We start from the raw sequence: 22,621 nt of genomic DNA on the forward strand, positions 1-22,621 counted from the left end.
CCGGACGGGTGACCGTGCGGGCCTCAGCCGGGGCCGTCGCCGATGGTGACGACGCGGGCCCAGTCGGGGGGCGCGTCCGGGGTGTAGTGCGGGTTGTCCTCGTTGTAGCGGCGGGACGGTCCGCGGGCGAAGAGGCCGACCACCGTCCGGCACGCGGGGCGGGCGGTGGGCCACGGGGTCCGGCCGTCGGTCAGGGCCACGACGACATCGGGCTGCGGCCGGCCGCGCAGCGCCCTGGCGAAGCCCGAGCGCAGATCCGTACCGCCGCCGCCGATCAGCGCGATGCCCTGGGCGCGGCACAGCGGCTGCACCTCGCGGGCCGCCGCGTCGCAGGGCAGCACGCTCACCAGGTCCCGACGGCCGCCCACGGAACGGGAGATGGCGGCGACCTCCAGGAGCGCGCTGCCCAATTCCGAGTCGCTGACCGACGCCGAGGTGTCGATGACCACGCAGACCCGCGGCGGCCTGCGCCACATGCTCGGCAGTACGGCGCCGGGCACACCGGCCGAGCGGCGCGAGGGCCGCCCGTAGCTGTAGTCCTCGCCCGCGCCGCCGCCCGAGACCGCCGAGCGGATCGCCGCGCCCAGCAGGTCACGCCAGGGCTGCGGCGGATGGAAGGCCTCCTCCGCCCACCGCCGCCAGGACCTCGGGGCGTCGCCGGGCCGCCCGTTGATGCCCTGCGCGACCCGGAAGCGGACCGCGTCCCGCTCCTGCGGGGTGAGGCCGTGCGCGCCGTCCGCGCCGAGGTCCGTGACGTGGTCTGTCAGGTGCCCGCGGCCGGCCGCCGCACCGTCACAGGCCCAGGTCGAGGGCCAGGCAGGAGAAGGACGCCCATGAGCGCTCGGGTGAATACCCGTCCCCCGCCGGGTCCTTGGAGCCGGTCCGCTGCTCCTCGATCATGTCCTCGCGGCGGATGCGCGCGGGCAGGCTGCCGAACCTCGCGCGGCGTGCCTCGGCAGCGGTGTCCCTGGTGCGGTCGCTCTCCATCGTGACCCTCCGCTCGGTCGTGCGTGCGCTTCCGCGCCCTGTGACGCACAGGCTTCCCTCGCTTCCGTCACCTGTCAAGCCGGTGACGCATTCCGGCGCGGCAGGACGCCGTCAGAAGGAGGCCGCGTCCACGACCGCCTGGGCGAAGGCCGCCGGTGCCTCCTGCGGCACGTTGTGGCCGACACCGGGGAGGGTGCGGTGGTCGTACGGACCGGCGAAGCGGTCGCGGTAGGACGATCCGCCGCCCGGCGCGGTGAAGGGGTCGCGTTCGGCGTCGAGCGTGACGGTGGGCACCGCGATGACCGGGCGGCCGGCAAGGACCCGCTCGAAGCGGTCGTAGCGCCGTTCGCCCTCTGCGAGCCCGAGCCGCCAGCGGTAGTTGTGGATGACGATGCGGGCGTAGTCGGGGTTCGCGAAGGCCGCCGCCGTACGCTCGAAGGTCGCGTCGTCGAAGTCCCAGGTCGGGGAGACGGTGTCCCAGACCAGCCGGGTCAGGTCGTGCCGCTTGCCGCGGTCCTCCATGGCGGCGCGGCCCCGCTCGGTGGCGAAGTAGAACTGGTACCACCAGGCGTGTTCCGCGGCGGGCGCGAGCGGTTCCCGGTTGGCCGCCAGGTCGGTGACGAGGTAACCGCCCACCGACACCAGCGCCTTGCAGCGCTCGGGCCACAGCGCGGCGACGATGTCGGCGGTGCGTGCGCCCCAGTCGAAGCCCGCGAGCACGGCCTTCCCGATGCCGAGGGCGTCCATCAGCGCGACGGCGTCGAGGGCGACCGCCGACTGCTGCGCGTTCCTGGCGGTGCGGTCCGACAGGAAGCGCGTCGTGCCGTGGCCGCGCAGATACGGCACGATCACCCGGTAGCCCCGGTCCGCCAGCAGCGGGGCGACGTCCACGAAGCTGTGGATGTCGTAGGGCCAGCCGTGCAGGCAGACGACCGCCGGCCCCCGCGCCGGCCCCGCCTCCGCGTAACCGACGTCCAGCAGACCGGCCCTGACCTGCCGGAGCGGGCCGAACGCGGTGTGGGCGCCCATCGGACTGTCCGCGTCGAAGGCACTGCCCGGGCCGGACGCGCTGGCCGCGCCCGGCTCCGCCCCCGGCGCCGACGCGGCCGACTCCGCCCGCGCCCCCGGCGCCGGCGCGGCGAGTGAAGCGGCGGCGGCGCCCGTGCCCAGCGCCTTCCCGAACGTCCGTCGGTCGATCATGTGCGGCCCTCCGCGTGTCCCGATGTCCCGCCACCGCGCACTCCTGTCCGTCGCGCCGGCCCGGATGGCGACGACCTTCGCACGCACCGCGTCACCAGTCAAACAGGTGACGTCAGTGCGGCGCGCCGCCGCCGCGGACGAGGCCCGCGGCGCCCCGGCGAGGTGCGCCGACCGCGGAGAAAACAGTCGAGGCAGGGTGTGTCGTGAAAAGGCGGATTGTCATCCGCCTGGAGGGGGAATGTGCGTAACCTGGGGGCGCGATCACCGATACGAGGCTGGGGGGCGAAGTGGCTGATTCGGTGCGGATACCGTCTGCCGTGGCGCGGACGGGCGGTGGCTTATGAATGACGGCAGACCGCGGCTGGTCTTCGTCCACGGCATCGGTCCGGCGCAGGATCCGGCAGAGCAACTGGCCGCCTGGCGCGAGGCGCTGGCCCGCGGGGCGGACGCCGCGGGGCACGGCGCGAGCGCGGCGGCCTTGCGGGCCGGAGGGACCTTCGACCTGGCGTTCGCCTCCTACGCGGACCTGTGGCAGCGCCCGGGAGCCCAGGGCGGCGAGACCGCCGACGACCACCTCACCGAGGCCGACGCGGAGATCGTGCTCGCGCTGATCGACGAGCTGACCGCGGACCGGCTGCCCGACGCCCAGGACCCGCAGGAGCGCGAGCTGCTGGCGGAGGTGCGGGCACTGCTGCACCCGGACGGCACCCCGCAGGCCGTCGGCAGCGTCCTGCGCCACTCGCTGAACGTGCTGACCACGCTGCTCGAATGGCGTCGGCTGCGCCGCCCCGCCCAATGGGCCGGTGCCGCGGTCATGCGCGGCCACCTGGCGCAGGTGTCCCGCTATCTGCGGCGGGCGGAAGCCGCGCAGCCGGGGCAGCCCACCATCGACGCCCGGGTCAGGAACCGGGTCGGCGCCGCACTGGGCACCGGCCCCGTCGTCGTGGTGGCCCACTCGCTCGGCTCGGTCGTGGCGCTGGAGACCCTGGCCGGCCACCCGGGGCCGGTGAAGCTGTTCGTGACGATCGGCTCGCCGATCGGGATGCGCGGCATCGTGTGGCCGCGGATCGTGCCCCAACCGCCGCGCACCCCGCCGACCGTGGAGCGCTGGCTGAACTTCTGGGACCGCGACGACCTGATCGTCAGCCGGCACCAGCTGACCGAAGTGCGGCCCAACGCCCGAGGTGTCGTGCCGGTCTCCCGGCGGATCGACTCCGACGGCGCGGTGGTCCACTCCGCCGTCAAATACCTGGCAGAACCCGCCGTGGCCGGGCCCGTCATGGAGGCCCTGGCCACCAGGGCCGCCGACAGCGGCGCATGACCACCGCGCCCGAGGGGCCGGCCCGCCATCTGCTCGTGCTGGCCACCCAGTGCCGCTCGCAGTACCGGCTCGACGCCCTGCCCCAGGCGGCGGCCGAGCTGCGCGACGCCCTGCTCGACCCGGCCCGCGGCGGGTGCGTACCTGCGCTGCCCGACGGCCGGGCGCTGCTCGGCGGCGACGACGAGGTCGACTACGACAACGCGCGCCTCGCGCTCGGCTCCGCCATGGAGCGCGCCGGGCAGGCCGGGGCCACCCTCGTCCTGGCCCTGCTCGGGCACGGCTTCACGCCCGGGGACGTCTCGAAGCTCTACTTCATGACCGCCGACTCGACCGAGCGCCGCGACAACGCGCTCAACGTCCAGGACCTGCTGGCCGGCGCGGTGGAGTCCACCGGCACCGGCGGGGTGGTCGCGCTCCTCGACACCTGCAACGCGGCCTCGGGGGTGCTCTCCGTCGAGGACCTGGTGGCCGGTCCGCGGCGCGGCCGGGGCGGGCTGTCCGTGCTGACCGCCACCGGCGCCCACCAGCCCGCGTACGACATGCGGTTCAGCCGCGAACTCGCCCGGCTGCTGACCGACGGGCAGTCCGGCGGCCCGCGCGAACTGCACGCGGAGCAGCTGGTCGTGGGCCTGCGCCCGCGGCTGCCCGGCCAGCTCCCGGTGGCGTGGGGATACGGCGGCGCCCGGCCCGAGCGGCTGTGGATCGCCCACAACGTCCGGCCGGCCCCCGGCACGTACGCCCAGGGCCTGACCCCCGCCGCCGAGGGGCGCGCGGGCCGGTCGCCGAGCGATGTTGCCCGGGGGCCGGTGCCGTTCCCGACGGACGGGTCCTACCGGGGGCTCCGGCTGAAGTACCTGCAGTGGGCCGGGCACGCCTGGAGCTACATCGACCTCGGCGGCCTGGGCGTGGACGCCGGAGCCGCCGACCAGCAGGAGGCCGAGCGGCTGCGGCGGCTGGACCTGGGCAAGATGTACGTCTCGCTCCAGGCCGACCCCCGCAGCCTGGCCGACCGCCGCCGCACCGAACTGCTGCGCCGGCTCAATGAGCAGGAGTCGCGCCGCAGCTGGGGTCTGCCCCGGCCGCGCAGGGACGTCCGCCCCAGCGGGGTGCTCGCGTCGGCCGAGGCCGATCCGCAGGGCGCGATCGCGCTGGAGGAGGCCTTCGCGCGCCACAAGATCCTGGTGGTGCTCGGGCCGCCGGGCAGCGGGAAGTCGGTGCTGTGCCAGTGGCTGGCCCGTACGATCGCCGACGAGTCGCTGGAGATCCTGCGCCGGCCCCGGGACGTCCCGCCGCCCGGCCGGGTGCGGCTGCCGCTGCGGATCAGGGCCGCGGACTACGCCCGCTACTACGACGAGGAGTTCACCCGGGGCGAACCGCCGGGCAGCCTCGCGGAATTCCTCGCCGCCACCGCGGACCAGTCGCTGATCGACCGGCTGACGGCCACGCGTTACGTCGCCCAGCGGATGTTCGAGCGCGCGCTGGCCGAGGGGGAGGCGGTGATCCTCATCGACGGCCTGGACGAGCTGGTCGAGCACCGCGAGGACGTGCTCGCCGTGCTGACCGAGACCGTACGCGCGCACGCCGCCGCCGGCCGGGCCGCCGCCCAGGTGGTGATCACCAGCCGTACCGCCGGCTACGACGAGGTCTACCTCCCGCTCGACGACGCCGCGCATTACCTGATCAGGCCCATGACGGGCAAGCAGGTCACCGTCTACTGCGAGAGCTTCTTCGACCACCTCCAACAGCCGCAGCTGGCCGCCTTGATGCTCCACCAGCTCGCGATGAGCGACCGCGCGGTGCAGGTGCTCGCGGCCACCCCGATCCTGCTGACCTCGATGTGCATGTACATGTACGTGCACGGCAATCTGCCGGCCGACCAGGCCCAGCTGTACCGCGAACTCGTGCTGGACACCGGCTACCGCTGGCGGGCGATCGCCGACAGCACGCGCGGCTCCGCGCTCGAAGGGCTGCTGGCCACCCCGGCGGAATTCCTCGCCGTGATGGCGAAGATCGCCCGCCGTATCCACGAGCGCCACCCCGACGGCAGGATCGGCGAGAACGCGCTGCTGGAGGCGCTGGAGGAGGCACTGTTCGGCCTCGGCCGGCTGACCAGGGAGAGCCGCACCAGCGAGGCGCTGTCGCTCATCGACCTGATCCGCGGCAAGGTCGGCATCCTGGCCGAGGAGTCGCCCCGCCGCTTCGGCTTCATCCACCAGACCTTCCGGGAGTATCTGGTCGGCCACGACCTGCTGGACGCCGCCATGGCAGGCGGCGGCCGGGACGAGCCGCCCGCGGCCGTCGCCGTGCGGCTGGCCGGGCACATCCGCGAGAACGAGCGGCTCGCGGACCACCGCTGGCGGGTGCCCGTCCTGCTGGCGATCGACTCGTGCACCCCGCAGGTCAAGGCCGCGGTGATCGCGCAGGCGGCGGAAGGGGACGCGTGGGAGCTGGAGGAGTGGGCCGACCTGCTGCTGCCCGCCGACCAGGAGGGCACGGCCGCGGTGCGGGAGGCCGACGAGATCCGGGCGCTGCTCACGCTCTTCGCCCGCTTCTGGGTCCTCGCCCCGGCCGAGGCCGAGGTGCTGGACGAGTACGACCACCGGCTCGCGGTGCTGCGCGGCCGGGCCGGCCGCGGGCTCTTCGACACGGTGGCGCTGTCACTGATGGAGCAGGACGACGCGCTGGTCGGACCGCTGTCCGCGCTGTACGAGCGGCGCCAGTGGCTGACCCGCGAGGTGCTGACCGTCTTCGCCCGGCTGACCCGGGCGGACACCGGGGAGTGGGGCTGGCCCGTGCACCGGGCGCTGCGACGCGCCGCGGCCGGCACCCCGGCGCGCTCGGTGGAGATCCTGGCGCGCTTCGAGACCCCGCAGGACGACGACCTGAGCGCGGGGGCGGTGTTCGCCCGGCGGCTGGCCGAACTCGGCCCCGTGCCCTGGCAGCGGCAGCGGCTGCGGGTCTCGGAGGAGACCGCGGAAGAGGTGCCGTCCGGGCTGCTCCCGGTCCGCGACCTGCTGACGGCCCGCCCCGACCGGTTCGGCCTGTGCCTGGCCGACGACGGCGCGGCGCGCGTGCTGTGCGTGCTGTTCGGCGGCCTCGACCACCACGACACGCTGACCTGGTCGGCCGAGTACGACGACTTCGCGCGGCTGCTGAATCTGCCCAACTCGGCGCGGGAGTCGGCGATCGAGCGGCGGGCGGCCGAACTCGTGCCCAGGTTCGGCACGACCGACGTGGTCTACAGCATCGCCGTGATGCTCGACACCGTCGGCACCAAGGTCAGCACCCGCGGCAAACCCCCAGCCCAGATCGAGGTCCGCTGGCTGAGCCGGCGCTGCGACCCCGCGCTGACCTCCGCGATCCGCGGCTGGGTGCTCGCCACACCGGGCGACCCCGCCGCCCTTCGCCGCGTCCTGGAGAGCACGGCCGGCGCCGGCCCCGCACCCGTACCGGAGGTGTCGGCCACCGCGCGGACCGAGGCGGAGCTGGGCCTGCTGGTCCTCGACGGCCGGCCGATGACCGACGGCGCCGACAGCCTGCGGGCGGTGGAAGGGGCCCTTGAGGCGACCGCCGACGCCTTCCTGCGCGAGGCGCACCATCTCGTCAGAGCCGTGTGGGACGGCGACGTCCCGGAGCGCGAACGCCCCGCGCTGCACCGGTTCCTGCTGCACGCGGCCTTCCTCGCGGCGGGCCGCCCGGTCGACCTCGCCACCGGCGCCGGGCTCGGCTCGCAGACGGCCTCGGTGCTGCACGCCGACGCTCTGGCCTGCCGGGCGCTGGGCGGTGCCTGGTACGAGCACGAGGACACCGATCTGAACGGGCTGCGGGGCGACCGGCTGCTCTGCGCGCTCGGCTGGTTCACCACGCTGCCGTACTTCCAGGTGCGCCGGGAGGGCAATCTGCTGGAGCAGCCCGGCGCGCCCGCGCTGTGGCTGACCCCGACGGCGGCAACCGGCGGCGAACTCGGCACGCCCATCGAGGCGTTGGGCGCCGTGGTGGGCTGGTTCGCCCGCACCGCCCCCTGGCTCGGCCAGGTCCTGGTCACCGAGATCCTCACTTCGCCCCGGCGGCCCGGGCGCGCGGCCCCGGTCCCGGCGGACCTCCCGGCCCGCTGCCGGGCGCTGCTGCTGGACTCGGACGCACAGCCGGACGCCGACGTTCTCGCCGAACTGGCCGAACCGCAGGCGGAGTTGCCCGGTACGGACAGTTGTGCGCGGGCGCTGCTGCTGATCGCGCTGGCCGACCGGCTTCCGGCGGACCGGCGGCCCGCCCACCACCGGGCCGCCCTGGCGCTGCTGGCCACCGCGCGGGACGAGGCGCGGCTCGCCGAGGCGCTGTACCGCTGCCGCGACCACCTGTGCGACGACGCCGAAGTCCGCGCCGGATTCGACCGCTTGGTGGCCGGCCTGGACAGCCCGGTGCTGCGGGCGGACGCCGCCGGGGACCTGGTCGGCTGCGCGCAGGCGCTGGCCCTCCGGCTGGCCGACGGCCTGTCGGGGCAGCCGCAGCGGGTGGCGCTGCTCACCGTGCCGCGCCTGCTGGCGGAGCGGGAACGGTTGAGCCGCGGCGGCGGCCCGTACCCGGACGCGGGCCTGCCGGTGCCGCCCGGCAGGGCCGGCGGCCACCGGATGGACCGGCGCGGCGCGAACGGGCCGGTCCACGGCTGGAGCCGCCCGCTGGACCGGCAGTTGCTCGACCGGCTCGCGGCGCTCGTCGGCGGCCCGGACGGCGAGGAGGCCGCGGCCTATCAGCTGTCCCTGGTCACCTCGGTGGACGCCGATGTCGTCCCGGGCCTGAACGAGCTTCTCGCGCTGCCCTCGGCCGCCGGGAAGCGCTGGGCGGACACGGTGCGGGACCTGCTGGCCCTCCATGCCGCGCTGCCGCTGGAAGGACCGCCCGACCTCCTGGCGCTCGCCGACCTCATCATGCGCGCGGACGCCGGTGTGGTGGCCCGCGCGCGGCTGGAACTCCTCGGCGCGTACACCTACGGGGGCCGGGCGACCCGGCACCACCTGCTGTCGCAGCGCGGGGTGGACACCTGGTGGCGGCTGGCCCGGGCCGCGGTCGCGGAACCGGACATGATGCGCCGGGGGCTGCTGCTGACCGCGCTCTACCAGTGGGACGTGGACGACGCGGAGGCCGTCAGGGACGCCCTGCGGCGGGCGGCGGCCGAGGAGGGCGGCTGGGACGCCTGGGCGCACATGCTGTCCGGCGGTTCGATCTGGCAGCCCGGGCCGCAGGCGGTCCTCGTCGAATGGCTCGACTCCGGGCAGCCGCTGCCGCTGCCCGCGCTGCGCGCCGTGGTGGAGACGGCGGCCTGCCAGATCAGCTCGGGTTCGACGGTCGCGGTCGCCGACGAGCTGGTCGAGGCCGTCGCGCGGGCCTGCGTCCGGGACCGCCTGCCCGAGCTGACGCTGTCCGGCCTGCCCGGCGGGACGTACCGCTTCGGCGCGGCCAAGCCCGTGGTGGAGGCGTGCCATGCCGCGCTGGAGAGCACCGCGGCCGGCTCCGCGGATCTGGTGCAGGTGGCCCGCGGCCTGCTGCGCGACAGCGCCGTCCCGCTGTGCACCGCGCAGGAGGGCCCCGACCGCGAGACCCTCTCCCGCTACAGCGACCTCATCTGGCGCCTGACGTACGCCCGCGCCGAGGCGACCGCGGAGTGGATCCCCGAGGAGCTGGACACCCCCCGGGCGATCGCGCTGCTGTGGCGCTGGCTGCGGACGATGGCGGCGGAGGACCGGCTGGGCGACGCCCGCCCGATCGACGAGGCGGTGACCAGCGCCCTGCTGAATCTGCTGGTGGTGCTCAGCGACGACGACCCCACGGCCTTTCAGCTGCACCTGGCCCCTGAGGAGGCGCAGCCCGTCCTGAGCGTGGCCGCGGTGAACAAGGCCGACGAGAGCATGATGTCGGCGCTGCTGCTGATGTCGCGGCTGCGGTACGTCCATCTCGACCCGCCCGGCGGCGGCCCCGGCCTCGTCGAGGTGCTCGAGGTCTCGATGCGCGGGTCGAGCCGGCTGTGCGAGGCCGCTTTCGTCTTCGTGCAGCACGTCCAGCGGGTGCAGGGCGGGTCGCTGGTCAACGCGCTGCTCGACCGGCTCGGCGGCTGCCGCAACGAACTCGTGGCGCACGGCCTCACCGGCCTCGCGGCGGCCTGCTACCGCTCGCCCGGCTGCACCTCCGCGGAGAGCCTGCGGATCCGCCGCATCCTGCGGGCGCTGGGCGGCACCCCGCGCCGCCTCGTCCAGGTGGCGGGCAACGGCAACGCGCAGGACGACCCGGTAGCCCTGGCCCTCGGCCCCGACCGGCGCACCGAGTTCCGCCGCCTGCTGCGGAGCGCCCCGGCCGGCGACGACCTCGGCCGCTACCTCGACTTCGGCGACACGGCCTCGCCCGGCGGTTAGGTCCCCGGCCCGCGGCTCGGTGCGGTGGTCCTCATGCCGGGCAGCGGGTCCCGCGCTCGGTGCGGCGGGTTCATGCCGGGCAGCGGGTCCCGCGGCTCAGTGCGGCGGGCTCACGCCGGGCAGCAGATTGCGTACGAGGGTGTCGGCGAAGCCGGGGTCGAGCGGCCGGGCGGGCAGCAGCAGCCGGTGGTAGCAGGCGCCCCAGAGCTGGTCGACGACGCTCTCCAGGTCCACGTCGGCCCGCAGCTGGCCGGCGTCCTTCGCGGTACGCAGCCGGGCCACCGCCAGGGCGCGGCGGGGGAGGGTGTAGCGCTCGGCGAGGGCCGCGGCGAGGTCGGGGTCGGACTGGGCGGCGCCGACGAGTTCGGCGACGACGGGGCCGTGCTCGCGGGAGGTGAGGAAGCCGACGAAGGCCCGCAGCTGGTGGACCAGGTCGCGGGCGAGGTCGCCGGTGTCCTCGAAGGCGAGGGTCTGCTCGGTCGCGGCGAAGTAGGCGTCGAAGGCCAGCGCTCCCGGTGAGGGCCACCACTTGTAGAGCGTCATCTTGCTGGCCCCGGCCCGGGTGGCGACCTTCTCGAAGGTGATGTCGCGCAGGCCGTTCTCCAGCAGCATCGCGCCGGCCGCCGCGAGGACGGCCGCGCGGACCTCGGCGGCTGGGCGGCGGCCCCGGCCGGGGCGCGAGGTGGCGGGCTCTGCGGTCATCGCGGCCTTCCGTCGTCGGCGGTGCGCCGCGGGCGTGCGGTGCTTGCGTTATATGGACGACCAGTCTACATTTATTGATGTGGACGGATCGTCCACATAGCGCTTCGCGAGGAGGCACCGCCATGACAACCACCCCGACGGCCGCGGCGAGCGGCCAGGCCACCAGGGTCGCCCTGGTCACCGGCGGATCCGGTGGCATCGGCCGCGCGGTGGCCGACCGGCTGGCCGCCGACGGCGACGCGGTCGTCCTGCTCTACAGCGGCGGCAAGGAGCGCGCCGACGAGGCGCTCGCGGCCATCACCGCCCGCGGCGGCCGGGCGGTCGCGGTGCGGGCCGACATCGCCGACGAGACGCAGATGGCCGCCGCCTTCGACCGCGCCGAGCAGGAGTTCGGCGGCGTCGACGTCGTCGTCAACACCGCGGGCGTCATGGTGCTCGCACCGGTCGCCGAGCTGGACCTGGCGGACCTGGACCGGATGCACCGGGTCAACATCCGCGGCACCTTCGTCGTCTCGCAGCTCGCCGCGCGCCGGCTGCGGTCCGGCGGCGCGCTGATCAACTTCTCCACCTCGGTGACCCGCTTGCAGCAGCCCGGCTACGCCGCGTACGCCGCGTCCAAGGGCGCGGTCGAGGCGATGACGCTGATCCTGGCCCGCGAGCTGCGCGGCCGCGACATCACGGTGAACACCGTCGCGCCGGGACCGACCGCCACCCCGCTCTTCCTGGACGGCAAGCCGCAGGACGTCGTCGACCACATCGCGGGCCTCAACCCGATGCAGCGCCTGGGCACCCCGCAGGACATCGCCGAGTCGGTCGCCTTCCTGGCCGGCCCGTCCGGCCGCTGGACCAACGGCCAGACGCTGTACGTCAACGGCGGCGCGGCCTGAGCGGCGGACGGCGTACGGGCGCGCGTCAGACCGGGGCGGGGCCTGACCGGCGGACGGGTACGGCCGGGGCCGGACGCGTCAGGCCGGGGTCCGCTCCCTGAGCCGGCTCAGCAACTGGTCGCCGATCCGGGCGACTTCCGACCGGTACGGGGTGTCGGACAGCACGAAGTGGGTGATGCCGAGCTTGCCGTACGCGCGCAGCGCCTCGGCCACGTCGTCGGGCGAGCCGACCAGCCAGGTGGTGCCCGCGCCGCCGCCGCCGAATTTCCCCGGCGTGGTGTAGAGGCACGAGTCCAGCACCTCGCCGCGCCCGGCGAGGTCGTGCAGCCGCTGCTGGCCGACCGCCCGGCGCCACTGGCGGGTGATCTCGGAGCCGGCGCGCTCCGCCATCGAGGCCACCTTCGCCTCGGCGTCGTGCCAGGCCTCCTCGGTCGTGTCCCGCACCAGCGTGGTGATCCGCAGCCCGAACTCCAGCGGCGCGTGCGCCCGGCCCAGCGACGCGCTCAGCGCCCTGAGCCGGTCGATCCGCTCGGCCACACCGTCGAGCGGCTCGCCCCAGAAGAGCTGCACGTCGGCCTCGGTCGCCGAGACCTGCTCGGCCGCCGCCGACGCGCCGCCGAAGTAGAGCCGCGGGGTGCGGCCGTGCTCGGCGCCGTACGGCCGCGGGCTCACCGTCGAGCCCTCGACGCCGAAGAACTCGCCCCGGAAGGTGACGTCGTCCTCGGTCCACAGCCGGCGCACCAGCTGGAGGAACTCCTTCGTGCGGTCGTAGCGCCGGGCCGGATCGACCTCGCCGTCGCCGTAGGCCGCCGCATCGTCCAGGCCGCTGACGATGTTGACCAGCAGCCGCCCCTCGCTGAGCCGGTCGAGCGTGGCCGCGGAGCTGGCGAAGTGCGCGGGCTGCCAGTAGCCGGGCCGGATCGCCACCAGCGGCTTGAAGGTGGTGGTCCGCGCGGCCAGCGCGGTCGCCACGGTGAAGGTGTCGGGCCGCCCCCACCCCGTCCCGAGCAGCGCCCCGCCCCAGCCGTGGTCCTCGGCGGCCCGGGCCAGCTCGGTGGAGAACTCGAGCGTCCCCCACCCGGTGCTCGTGGTGTCACCGCGATGGCCCGGCTCGACGGTGTTGGGGATGTACCAGAGAAATTCTCGGCTCATGCCAGGACTCCGATGGGCTGCGGAACAGGGCGATATCGGTCGCCCTGGTGATATGGCGGAAAAGCTTTCCGCCACAGGGATTCGGCACCGTCGAATACGCGGCGCGGAAGAGTGGACGCGTCAGCGTCGTAGGAGCGGGACGGGCAGCCGCCGGCCGCGGCCTGTTTCTACGGCTCGGAGGGCACTAGCGACACAGCGCGCTGGCCGACCGCAGAAGGTCGACGTGGAGGCGGGAAACCAGCCTCGTCCCTGTGTTCACAAGGGGAAAGGTAATCGACACCACGGCCGCTGGCAATGCGCGGCAGGCGCCGCCCCGGGCGCGGAAGGCCTCGCCGCCGGGCGTCGCACCGGCGGATCGCGGCCTCGCGCGCACCGGGCCGGGGCGGCTTCGGCGCCGCGTTCTCACAGGCCCGTCACGGAACTGGCGGCGGTGATGTCGTAGACGAGTTCGATCTCGCGGTGGTCGCCGGGAGCCAGGCGCAGCGCATAGCGCGCGATGCCCTCGGCGTCCAGGGAATCGGGCTGCGGCCGGCAGTCGGCGGTGCGCAATTCGACCTCGACGGCGGAGACCTCGGAGACCGGGACCCGCTCGCGCACGGTGATCTCGTGCTCGGGCGCACCGGGCCGCGAGTCGAGCCGGGAGACGAACAGCCGCACCCGGCGGGTCAGCACGGTGCGCTGGTTGATCGCCGCCAGGCCCGTGGTGTCGCGGGTCTCCTCGGTGTGGCGGACCACCCGGAAGGTGTCCTCGCTGCCGAAGGCCACCTCGAACTCCTCGCCCGCGCCCGCGAACTCGAGCCGGCCGCGCCCCACGAAGCCGCTGCCGCGCACCAGGTCCACCGGTCCCGCCAGCAGCACATGGCCCGAGGTGTTGGTGAGCCGGGCCGTGGCCACCACCAGCGGGGACAGCTCGGGCGCGCAGGTGTTCTCGACCGTGCAGGGCGCCGTGAAGGACGTCACGTGCACCCGGTGCGGGCGGTGGTCGGAGGGCACGCTGACCGGGTGCGGCGCCGCCAGTACGCGGACGTCGCCGCCGTCGTGCAGCCCGGGCAGGCCGGCAGGGGCGGCCGGGGACGCGCCGCCGACCGTACGGATCTCCTCCTCGCGCAGATTCACCTCGACCGTGCGCCGCTCCTCCACCGAACGCTCCCGCAGCGTCAGCACGTCGTCGGCCAGCACCGGCGGGCTCGCCGCCAGGGTGGGGCGGGCGGTGGACAGCGTCAGCCGTACCGCGGACCAGTCCTCGCCGGTCTCCTGCCACACGAAGGCGTCGGTCTCCACCCGCACCGAGCGCCGGTCGGCGGCCAGCGTCGCCCGGTAGGCGGGCCGCCACAGCGCGCACGGCACCAGGCCGGTCACCCGCAGCTCCGCCGAACCGTCCCGCTCGGCCTCGACCACCAGGTCCAGATACGCGGTCAGTTGCTGCGGCTCGGTCTCCACCGCCGCCAACGCCTCGCGGGCCTCGCGCAGTTCCTCGTCCAGGTCGTGCAGCCGGCGGCGCAGCTTGTGCAGTTCGCCGATCCGCGGCTCGGCCTCCTGCTCGACCCGGTCGAGCCGGTCGGCCCAGCGCTCCGGGTCGGCGTCGCCGCCGCCCGCGCCCTGCACGATGTCGCGGTGCAGGTCGGTCCTGGCCTGACCGACCACCGCCAGCGCGCTCTCCACCCGCTGCCGCAGCAGCTTGGCGTCGGCCATCTCCTGCTCCAGCTCGTGCACTTCGCGGCGCAGCCCGGAGGCGTCCTGGCCGGGCTCGCCGGGCGGGGCGGGGGTGTACGTACGGACGACGCGCGCGTCGACCACCCGGGCGCCGGCCCCGGCCGCGAAGTCGGCACGCAGCGAGCGGTCGGCGGTCAGCGGGGTGACCGGGCCGATGCGCAGCCGGCCGACGCCGGCGGTGAGAGCGACACTGCCGGCCCGTTCGACCTGGGCGCGGTCCTCCATGCAGGTGACGGCCGTGATCGGCAGCGCGGTCAGCCCGGGCAGGCCGCCGAGGCCGTCCGCCGCGCCCGAGCCCGCGGACCCGTCGGCGCCGGGAGCGGCCTCGGCGTCGGCCTCGGGGAAGTGAAAGGTGTCGTCCACGGTCAGTTCCTCCTGTTGCCGCCGACGACGGCCTTGCCCGCGGGCACCCGTATCTCGTAACCCCCGTTGAGGGTCGCGGTGCTGCCCGGCTCCAGCGCCACCCGCCAACTGCGGACCCCGCGCACGTAGTCGTCCTCCTGGCCGTCGAGCGGCCGGTCGGGCGAGGTCCACGGCGGACGCGCCTTGTGCTCCTCGATCCGTACGTCCTTGTCCGCCGACACCGGTACGCGCTCGCGCACCTGGACGACGACCGGGTACGGGAGCCGGTTGGCGACGTCGATCTCCACGGTGTGGTCCAGCACCGTCGTGCCGCCGCGCATCCCGGCCGCCGACTCGCGCATGTGCGCCCGCCGCGCGACCCGTACGCTCTCGGCGACGCCCACGCCGACCGCCTGCCGCTGCCCGGGGGCGAGGGTCGGCAGCGGGGCGGTGAGCACGAAGTCGCCGTCCACCATGACGTCCACGGGTCCGGCGAGCAGCGCGTGCGCCGAGGTGTTGGTGACCAGGACGGTGCCGAACACCGCCGGGTCGACGGCCGGGACGCACACGTACTCGAACTCGGTGCTCACCGGCACCTCGCTCACCGGCACCGTGTGCCAGCGGCCGTCCGCCGCGACGTCCACCGGGGCCGCGGTGTCGAAGCGGTAGTCGAAGGACCCCGCCGACACCCGTACGTCCACCGCGTGCGCGGGACGCGGCAGCGCGGCCACCGCGTCGGCCCGCCTGCGGTATTCGGCGGCGACCGGGTGCGCGCCCGCGCTCGCGGGCCGCAGGGTGCCGCGGCCTTCCGGCGCGTCGGGTCCCGCGAGGGTCAGCCGGGCGTAGTCCAGCAGATCGGCGCCGGGCGCCGGGGGAGCGGTCGGCGCCGCGCCTGCCGGGCCGCCGAAGGCGCGGCCGGATTCGGCGTCGCCGTCCGGGGCCGCGCTGCCGGGTCCGGCCGCCTTCAGGGCGGCGTGCGGCACCGCCCGGCCGCGCGGCCGGTAGGACGCGGCGGGCTGGGCGGCGGCCGGAGCAGGGGGGACGGCCAGGTCGGACGCGGCCCCGTACGCGGCGCCGCCGGCCGGCGGGGCGGGCGCGGGCGGCGCGATCGCCGCGGGCGGCAGGAGGGGGCGGCCGGGGGACCTGGGCGGGACGGCGGCGTCGTAACCGGCGAAGAGGTCGGCGAGCCCGGCGGGCGGCTCGCGCCAGCTCAGCCCGGTCGGCTCCTCCTGGCGGCGGCCGATCCGCAGCGAGCGCAGCTCGGGCAGGTCGGCCCGGCGCAGCAGGTCGGCGGTGGACAGCCCGAGCCGCACCCCGGCCCAGTCCTCGCCGGTGCGCTGGGCGACACAGGCCCGCAGCACCAGCGTCCCGGCGCCGCTGCGGCCGTCGAGCCGCAGCTGGTAGACCGGCGACCAGGTGGCGCCGGGGACGTGGTATTCCAACTCCAGCTCGACGGGCGCCTCTTCGCTGTGGCCGGCGGGCTCGGCGCCGGGGGTGGTGTCCGGGCCGTCCGCCGTGGGACCGCCGTCCGCCGTGGGTACGCCGTCCGGTCCGGGTGGGCCGTCCGGTCCGGGGGTGCCGGTGCCGTCCGGGCCGGCCGCCGCGGGCGGCCGGTCGGTCACCAGGGTCACGATCGCGGTGGCCGAGGGAGCCGCCCGGCCGGTGTCGACCGCGCTGGACGCCTCGGCGAGCCGGTGCCGCAGGACGTCCGACTCGTGGTCGGCCAGGGCGAGTTCGTCCTCGACGGTGCGCAACCGCCGGTGCAGCGTGGCGAGCCGGGAGTCGACGAAACCGGCGAGCGCGAGGATCGACTCGACCGGCGCCCAGCGGGGCGGGTCGCCCCGGCGCGGGGCCGGCGGCTCGGCGCGCAGGTCGGCGACCTCAGCGATCTCGGCGGCCAGCCGCTCCATGCGGTCGCGCAGTCGCGACTGCCGGTCCTCGGCGTCCTCCAGGTCGAGCCGCAGCCGCGGGAGTTCGTCGCCGCGCCGCAGCGTCGCGCCGAACTCGACCCGGATGTCGGTGACCCGCAGTCCGGCCGGCCCGGACACGATCCGGCCGCGCAGCGAGTCCTCGTACAGTGTCGGCGGCAGCCCGGTGACGCGTACGGCGGCCGTGCCGTCGCCGGACGGCGGGTCGAGCCGGGCCAGCCGGGTGCAGACCGCACCCGAGGAGTGCACCACGACGGATGTCACCGCGGACGGTGCCACCGGCCCCTCGGCAGCCGATTCTCGCGGGCTCGCGTGCACCGTCTCTCCCCTTCCGGCCGGTCTGCCACCGGGTCCGGCCCCCCGGCCGTGATGTCGTCCGTACCCTAGCCGACCGCCGGTGGGGCCGCGGGCCGACGGCTTCGCCGGTCAGCCCACCGGCGGGGCCTGGCCGGGCCATTTCAGCGCCCTCACCTGAGGGGTGCCCTGCGGGGTGAGCCGGATGATCGGCATGGGCTTGCTGACCGGATTGCTCCCGGTGCGGCTGGTCTGGTAGTTGGCGGTGAACTGGATCGGGCCGCTCGCGCCCAGCACCTTGTGGGCGCCCTGGAGCGCGCCCAACTCGTTGACGACCGCGTCCGGTTGCGGCTGCTGCTGTTCGGTGAGCCGGATCGCCGAGATCGCGGTGAGCGTGGCGTCGTAGGCCATCATCGCGTTGCCGTCGCCGAGGTAGCCGCCGGGGAAGAGCTGCTGGAAGGCGGTGTTGAAGGCCCGGAAGCCCTGGGCGCCCTGCGCCTCGGCCGCGGCGTGGCCCTGGTCGTGCGCGGCGGCGGCGCTCCACTCGTCGGGATGGGCCACGGCGGCGTAGTCGACGGTGACATGGCCGCCGAGGTCGGCTCGCAGCTGCGAACTGTCCGGCAGGTTGGAGACGTCGTCGCCGCTGACGATGCGGATCTGCTTGTCCAGGCAGGTGTTGGAGAAGGCGTGCACCAGCACCCCGAGGTCCTGCCCGCGGCCGGCGAAGAGCACCACGGCGGGCTGCGCGGCACAGATGTTGACGGTCATCTGGCTGATCCGGGTGGCGACTTCGGTCTGGTGCCGCCTGCGCTCCTCGGCCGACTGCCCGTCCCGGTCGCGCTCGGTGGTGTCGTACGGCTCCACGCCGACGATCCGGTGGCCCGGTATGGCCGAGAACTTCTTGAAGCCGCTGACCAGCGTGACGTCGTAGCTGTCGCCCGCGTTGCCGTCCTCGACCAGTACCGCCCGCCGGTAGTCGGACTCGACGTAGGACAGCGCCGCGGCCATGTTCTCCGCATTGCTGGGCGAGGCGCGGACGAAGCCCTTGATGTTGTCGTAGTTGTCGGAAGTCAGGGTCGCGCCGAAGGTGGGGATGTTGTGCGCGGCCAGCGAGCGGATCGCGCCCTCGGTGCCCGCCAGGCTCACACCGAAGCCGGTGACCGCGGCGATGTGCCGGCCGTGGTCGTCCTCGATGGCCGAGACGGCGGTCTGCCACCCGTTGGCCTGGTAGCCGTCGCTGCCGATCAGCAGCTGGATGTACGGGGTGATGCCCTCGACGTTGTCGCGGTTCGCGTAGTGCTGGGCCGTGAAGGCGCCCTCGATCTGCTCGACGGCGTTCGGCATCGACAGGATGCTGCCCTTGTCGGCCGAGATCGGCAGCATCAGGACCACGCTGACGTAGTTCCTCGCGTGGTCCCTGACGACCTGCCGGTTCTCCTCGCGTACCGCGGCCTCGGCGTCCCGCAGCGAGGGGTGGAAGACGTACGAGCCGTCGGTGAAGCCGACGCACTCGCCGTTCGAGCCGTGGTGGGTGACCGTGCTCGCGCCTTCGCGCAGGCAGGGCTTGTGCAGCAGGTCGTGCACGGGCACGTAGACCGCGTAGCCGGCCGCACCGAGCGCCAGCACGCACACCGCGGCGAGGACCCTCCTCGCGACGACCGGAAGATGCCCGACATACGAGCGTACGGAGCTGATGAGGCGGGGCACGTCAATCCTTCTCTCCTGTGGGGCCGGACTTCCTCCTGGCTCCCTTCGCGGACGGCCTGCGCCCCTGCGTCCGCCATCGGGCGGACGGCATGTCGGCGGGCCACCGCGGGAGCTCGCTCGTCAGCCCTCCCAGGTGTTCTCGATGCGGCGGTACTTCCCCGCCTGCCGGTACAGCAGTTCGTTGTCCTCGGTGATCTCCGCCAGGTGCTCGTACTCCTTGGCGATGGTGTGCGCGAGCTGGTGCGCCGGGTCGAAGCACCGGTCGGCGTGCAGCCAACGGGCCACCGTCAGGCGGGTGATGGCGCGCCGCCGGTTGCGGGCCTCGGCCGGGCCGGCGAGCGAGGTGACGAAGGTCCGCGGATCGAGCGTCGTCCGCAGCCGGTTGGGCGCCGCCGTGACCTGGTCGAGCACCCGGAGCCAGTCCTGCGAGGACGCGCCGCGCTCGTACTCCTCGTCCAGGTAGCCGACCACCGTGGTCAGCGGCTCGCGCCGGCCCGGCTCCACCTGCGCCAGCGTGTGATGGTGCCGCAGCGGCGCGTCGGCGCGGCTCGAATAGTGCGCCGCGTAGCCCATGTGCACCGCCCGCCAGGTCTCGGGCGTCCGGGCCAGCCAGCGCCGCAGCAGCAGCGCGACCAGCGGGTGCAGCCGCAGCGCGTCGCCGTCCTGCGTCTCGTCCAGCCACATCGAGGCGGTCAGCCGCAGCTGCGCGGAGTCGGCGTCGGCGCCGCTCCACCCCAGGTAGTGCAGCGCCGCGTTGCAGGCGCCCCGGCGCAGCCCTGGCGTCGCGGCCAGCGCCGCCATCGCGTTGAGCGTCGTATTGCTCTCGGGCGCGACCGTGCCGTCGGGCGCCGCGGTGAGGTGGTCGGCGAGCGCCCGCTTGAGCAGGTGGTCCTCGACCGTGTCGTTCCGGCCCGGTGGCGGCCAGTGCTCGGGCAGCGCCTGGTCCGCGGAGAGCCGCTCGGCCAGCAGCAGCCGGGGGTCGAAGGGGACCGGCGGTTCGGCGGGCGGGCGCCGCGGGTCGCGCGGCGGTGTGCGGCCGAAGCGGGCCAGCAGATACGCCAGCCGGTCGGTGGACTCCGGATGGCCGCCGGTCAGTTCGTAGAGGAGGTCGGCGTCGCGGTTGTGCCGCCCGAGCACGCTGCTGGCGCACAGGGCGAGCACCTGCTCGCCGTTGAGGTCGGCCAGCGCCACCGGATACCACCACACCGGGTGCCCGTCGCCGCCCGGCGCCAGCGGATGCCGTACGCCGAACCGGAGCCGCTCGTCGATCGGTTCGAGCAGCCGCGCCGCCTCGGGGCGTACCCGGCCGCGCTGCACGGCCACCACCACGGCGGGGTCGGGGTGTTCGCGGTCGCCGGCGGCCTCCCGGCGGCACTCGGCGAGCAGTTCGAGGAAGAGGTCGGCGGTCCTGCCGCCCGCGTTGTCCAGCAGCAGCAGGCAGTTGCGCGGGCGTTGCAGGTGCCGCCAGGAGTCGTTGAAGTCCGCCCGCAGGTCCGCCAGCAGTGCCGCGCACAGCGTCCGCGCCACCACCCGCGGGGTGCCGGTCGGGGCGCCCTGCCCGTGATACTGCCGGTGCAGCTCCCACAGCGACTCGTACTCCCGCCCGCCGTCGCCGCGATCCGCCAGCCAGCGCAGGGCCCTGGTGTTGCGGTGCCTGCCCACCGCGGAGTGCAGCGCGCCCAGCAGCCCGGTCAGTACGTCCAGCAGGCCGCGCTGCTCGGGGCTGAGCAGCGGCGCGGCCCTGGCGCTCCAGGTGGTCAGCGCCGACTGCACCTCGGCGTCCTGCGCGTTGGCGCGCAGGTACGCCTCGAAGGCGGCGCGTCCCCCGCCGGTGTCGATGTAGCTCAGCGCCTTGAGCAGCATCCCGGTCCGCGCGAAGTCGATCGGCCTGATCCCGCCGATGTGCCGGTCGAGCCCGCGCACCGCCGCCAGCACGATGTCCTCGACGCCCTGCGCCGACCGCAGATCGAGCCGCGCGCTCAGGCAGTGCGGGGCGAACCGCGCCCACATCGCGTCGAGCAGCACCGAGCCGCCGGACCCGCGCGGCCCGGCGAGCAGCACGATGGGCAGGGGCTGATCCGGCACCCCGCGGCGCACCAGCGAGGCCCTGACGTATTCCACGACCCTTTCCCGGCCGTGCAGTCTGACCTTGACGTCCGTCATCTGACCGCGTCCCCCGCCACTCCGGACCGTCATCCGGCCCGCGCCCCCTGCTACCGCTTCGGACGGCGGATCGTATTCCCCTCCTCCCGGGACCGGTCCCGGCCCGCGCCCCCCCGCGGCAAGTGCCTCCCGCGGCGGCTTCGCACGTGCGGTACGGCGTGCCCGGTCACGCGGTCCGCCGCGTGCGTCTTGTCAGGTGCATTGACAACTACGGGCACACGCAGTTCTCTTCTGGTGAGATCTGTCGCTTTCAGGGTTCCCCCCTCCATTGACAACGTTGTCCGCTGCGGGAAAACGACGAAGCATCAACATTGTCAATCACACCCGGAAGGTAGCCATGCGTCTGTACCCCCTACGCACCACACTGACCGCGCTGCTGGCGGCCACCACGGCGACGGCCACGGTCGCGCTGCTCGGTGCGACCGCAGTCCAGGCCGCGCCCGCGTCCCCCAGCGCGGCGGCCGTCATCTGCAACAGCTACTGCGACGCCCGTGACCCCGGCCTGAGCCCCCAGGACCGCGCGCCGGTCACCGCGAGCGTCTTCTCGCGCACCATCACCCTGCACTTCGACGACACCGACGCCATGGGCTGGGCGTCCATCGACAACGGCAACGCGGACGACGAGGTGTGGATCGACCGCTCCTTCGACGGCGGAAGGACCTGGGCCTCGGGGAGCAAGCTCGGCGACACCAAGACCCCGGCGGGCCAGCGCGGCTGGCGCACCCAGATGTACAACGTGGACGACTGGGGCGCCCAGGGCGTCGGCGCGCTGCGGGCCTGCGGCAAGGCGGGCGACCGGGCCGACATCGCGTGTACGCAGTGGGCGCGTACGACCTGGAACGCCGGCAACCGGCGCACCGCGGCGGCCACCGCGCTCATGATGTCGTTCGACCGCTCCACCAAGCTCTTCGGCGGCAACGGCTGGTGGACCGGCGCCAACGCGCTCACCGCCGTCATCGACAACATCCGGGTGACCGGGATGGGCAGTTACACGTACGCCATCGCCGACACCTACAACAAGAACCTCAACGCCCAGCAGGGCAACTTCACCAACGAGTACCTGGACGACACCGGTTGGTGGGGGCTCGCCTGGGTCGATGCCTACGACCTGACCGGCGACAGCCGCTATCTGGCGACCGCCCGCGCCGACGCCGACCACATGTACGCGTACTGGAACGGCACCTGCGGCGGCGGGGTGTGGTGGAACCAGGACAGCGCGTACAAGAACGCCATCACCAATGAGCTGTTCCTCCAGCTCACCGCGGCCCTGCACAACCGCATCGCGGGCGACACCACCTACCTCGGCCGGGCGCAGGCCGAGTGGAACTGGTTCAAGGGCAGCGGGATGATCAACGGCGACCACATGATCAACGACGGGCTGACGTCGGCCTGCGCCAACAACGGCCAGACCACCTGGACGTACAACCAGGGTGTGGTGCTCGGCGGGCTCGCCGAGCTGTACCGGGCCACCGGTGACGCCGGGCTGCTGACCACCGCCCGCGGTCTCGCCGACGCCTCGACCGTACGGCTGGCGTCCGGCGGGGTGCTGCGCGAGCCCGGCGAGGGCGACTCCTGCACCGGCGACGGCCCCACCTTCAAGGGCGCCTACGTCCGCGGCCTGGGCAAGCTCAACGGCCAGCTGACCGACCACCCCTACAGCGGGGTGCTGTCCAACTGGGCCGCCTCGGCCTACGCGCACGACCGCAACGCGCTCGACCAGTACGGCCCGCACTGGGCCGGCGGCAGCGGCACCAGCGACTACGGCTGCCAGCAGAGCGTCCTGGACCTGCTCAACGCGGCCGGCTGACCCGGCCCGCCCTC

Annotated in this window: 13 protein-coding genes; 4 read left to right on the forward strand and 9 right to left on the reverse strand. The window is 74.7% G+C overall.

All coding sequences use genetic code 11. The features are described from left to right. Positions 1-23 precede the first annotated feature (23 nt). The 3 genes from OHA86_RS22705 to OHA86_RS22715 form a co-directional block, all read right to left on the reverse strand. Complete coding sequence (locus OHA86_RS22705; RefSeq protein ID WP_329182509.1) at positions 24-851, reverse strand: vWA domain-containing protein; 828 nt, start codon at positions 849-851, stop codon at positions 24-26. Next, positions 793-987 carry a hypothetical protein gene (locus OHA86_RS22710; protein ID WP_329178007.1) on the reverse strand — a complete coding sequence of 65 codons (195 nt, stop codon included), beginning with the start codon at positions 985-987 and terminating at the stop codon, positions 793-795. The genes OHA86_RS22705 and OHA86_RS22710 overlap by 59 nt, the downstream gene beginning before the upstream one ends. Before the next feature lie 111 nt (positions 988-1,098). Then, the gene (locus OHA86_RS22715; RefSeq protein WP_329178009.1) at positions 1,099-2,187 is read right to left on the reverse strand and encodes an alpha/beta fold hydrolase; all 1,089 of its coding nucleotides are present in this window, start codon (positions 2,185-2,187) and stop codon (positions 1,099-1,101) included. Positions 2,188-2,527: 340 nt separating this feature from the next. Here OHA86_RS22715 and OHA86_RS22720 point away from each other — a divergent pair, with 340 nt between their 5' ends. Both OHA86_RS22720 and OHA86_RS22725 read left to right on the forward strand, forming a co-directional pair. Next, positions 2,528-3,508 carry an alpha/beta fold hydrolase gene (locus OHA86_RS22720; RefSeq protein ID WP_329178010.1) on the forward strand — a complete coding sequence of 327 codons (981 nt, stop codon included), beginning with the start codon at positions 2,528-2,530 and terminating at the stop codon, positions 3,506-3,508. Beyond that, positions 3,505-9,912 carry an NACHT domain-containing protein gene (locus OHA86_RS22725; RefSeq protein ID WP_329178011.1) on the forward strand — a complete coding sequence of 2,136 codons (6,408 nt, stop codon included), beginning with the start codon at positions 3,505-3,507 and terminating at the stop codon, positions 9,910-9,912. Before OHA86_RS22720 ends, OHA86_RS22725 begins: the two co-directional genes overlap by 4 nt. A 96-nt stretch (positions 9,913-10,008) precedes the next feature. On the opposite strand, the gene OHA86_RS22730 is transcribed toward OHA86_RS22725, so the two are convergent. Next, positions 10,009-10,614, reverse strand: a complete 606-nt coding sequence (locus OHA86_RS22730; protein ID WP_329178012.1) for a TetR-like C-terminal domain-containing protein — start codon at positions 10,612-10,614, stop codon at positions 10,009-10,011. Positions 10,615-10,736: 122 nt separating this feature from the next. On the opposite strand from OHA86_RS22730, the gene OHA86_RS22735 reads away from it, so the two are divergent. After that, on the forward strand, positions 10,737-11,501 hold the full coding sequence (locus OHA86_RS22735; RefSeq protein WP_329178014.1) for an SDR family oxidoreductase: 765 nt from the start codon (positions 10,737-10,739) through the stop codon (positions 11,499-11,501). A 78-nt stretch (positions 11,502-11,579) separates the two neighbouring features. Here OHA86_RS22735 and OHA86_RS22740 read toward each other — a convergent pair whose 3' ends face one another. The 5 genes from OHA86_RS22740 to OHA86_RS22760 form a co-directional block, all read right to left on the reverse strand. Beyond that, positions 11,580-12,653, reverse strand: coding sequence for an LLM class flavin-dependent oxidoreductase (locus OHA86_RS22740; protein ID WP_329178015.1), 1,074 nt, complete (start codon positions 12,651-12,653; stop codon positions 11,580-11,582). A gap of 402 nt (positions 12,654-13,055) precedes the next feature. Then, complete coding sequence (locus OHA86_RS22745) at positions 13,056-14,729, reverse strand: mucoidy inhibitor MuiA family protein (RefSeq protein WP_329178016.1); 1,674 nt, start codon at positions 14,727-14,729, stop codon at positions 13,056-13,058. A 2-nt stretch (positions 14,730-14,731) separates the two neighbouring features. After that, on the reverse strand, positions 14,732-16,900 hold the full coding sequence (locus OHA86_RS22750) for a DUF4139 domain-containing protein (RefSeq protein ID WP_329178017.1): 2,169 nt from the start codon (positions 16,898-16,900) through the stop codon (positions 14,732-14,734). A 162-nt stretch (positions 16,901-17,062) separates the two neighbouring features. Continuing rightward, positions 17,063-18,637: an ABC transporter substrate-binding protein gene (locus tag OHA86_RS22755; RefSeq protein ID WP_329178018.1), complete on the reverse strand. Its 1,575-nt coding sequence runs from the start codon at positions 18,635-18,637 to the stop codon at positions 17,063-17,065. 120 nt (positions 18,638-18,757) lie between these two features. Then, the gene (locus OHA86_RS22760; RefSeq protein ID WP_329178019.1) at positions 18,758-20,800 is read right to left on the reverse strand and encodes an ATP-binding protein; all 2,043 of its coding nucleotides are present in this window, start codon (positions 20,798-20,800) and stop codon (positions 18,758-18,760) included. A 337-nt stretch (positions 20,801-21,137) separates the two neighbouring features. On the opposite strand from OHA86_RS22760, the gene OHA86_RS22765 reads away from it, so the two are divergent. Beyond that, on the forward strand, positions 21,138-22,607 hold the full coding sequence (locus OHA86_RS22765) for a glycoside hydrolase family 76 protein (RefSeq protein WP_329178020.1): 1,470 nt from the start codon (positions 21,138-21,140) through the stop codon (positions 22,605-22,607). The last annotated feature ends 14 nt before the right edge of the window (positions 22,608-22,621 follow it).

It is taken from the genome of Streptomyces sp. NBC_01477 (genome assembly GCF_036227245.1).
In the GTDB taxonomy this organism is placed as follows: Bacteria; Actinomycetota; Actinomycetes; order Streptomycetales; family Streptomycetaceae; genus Actinacidiphila.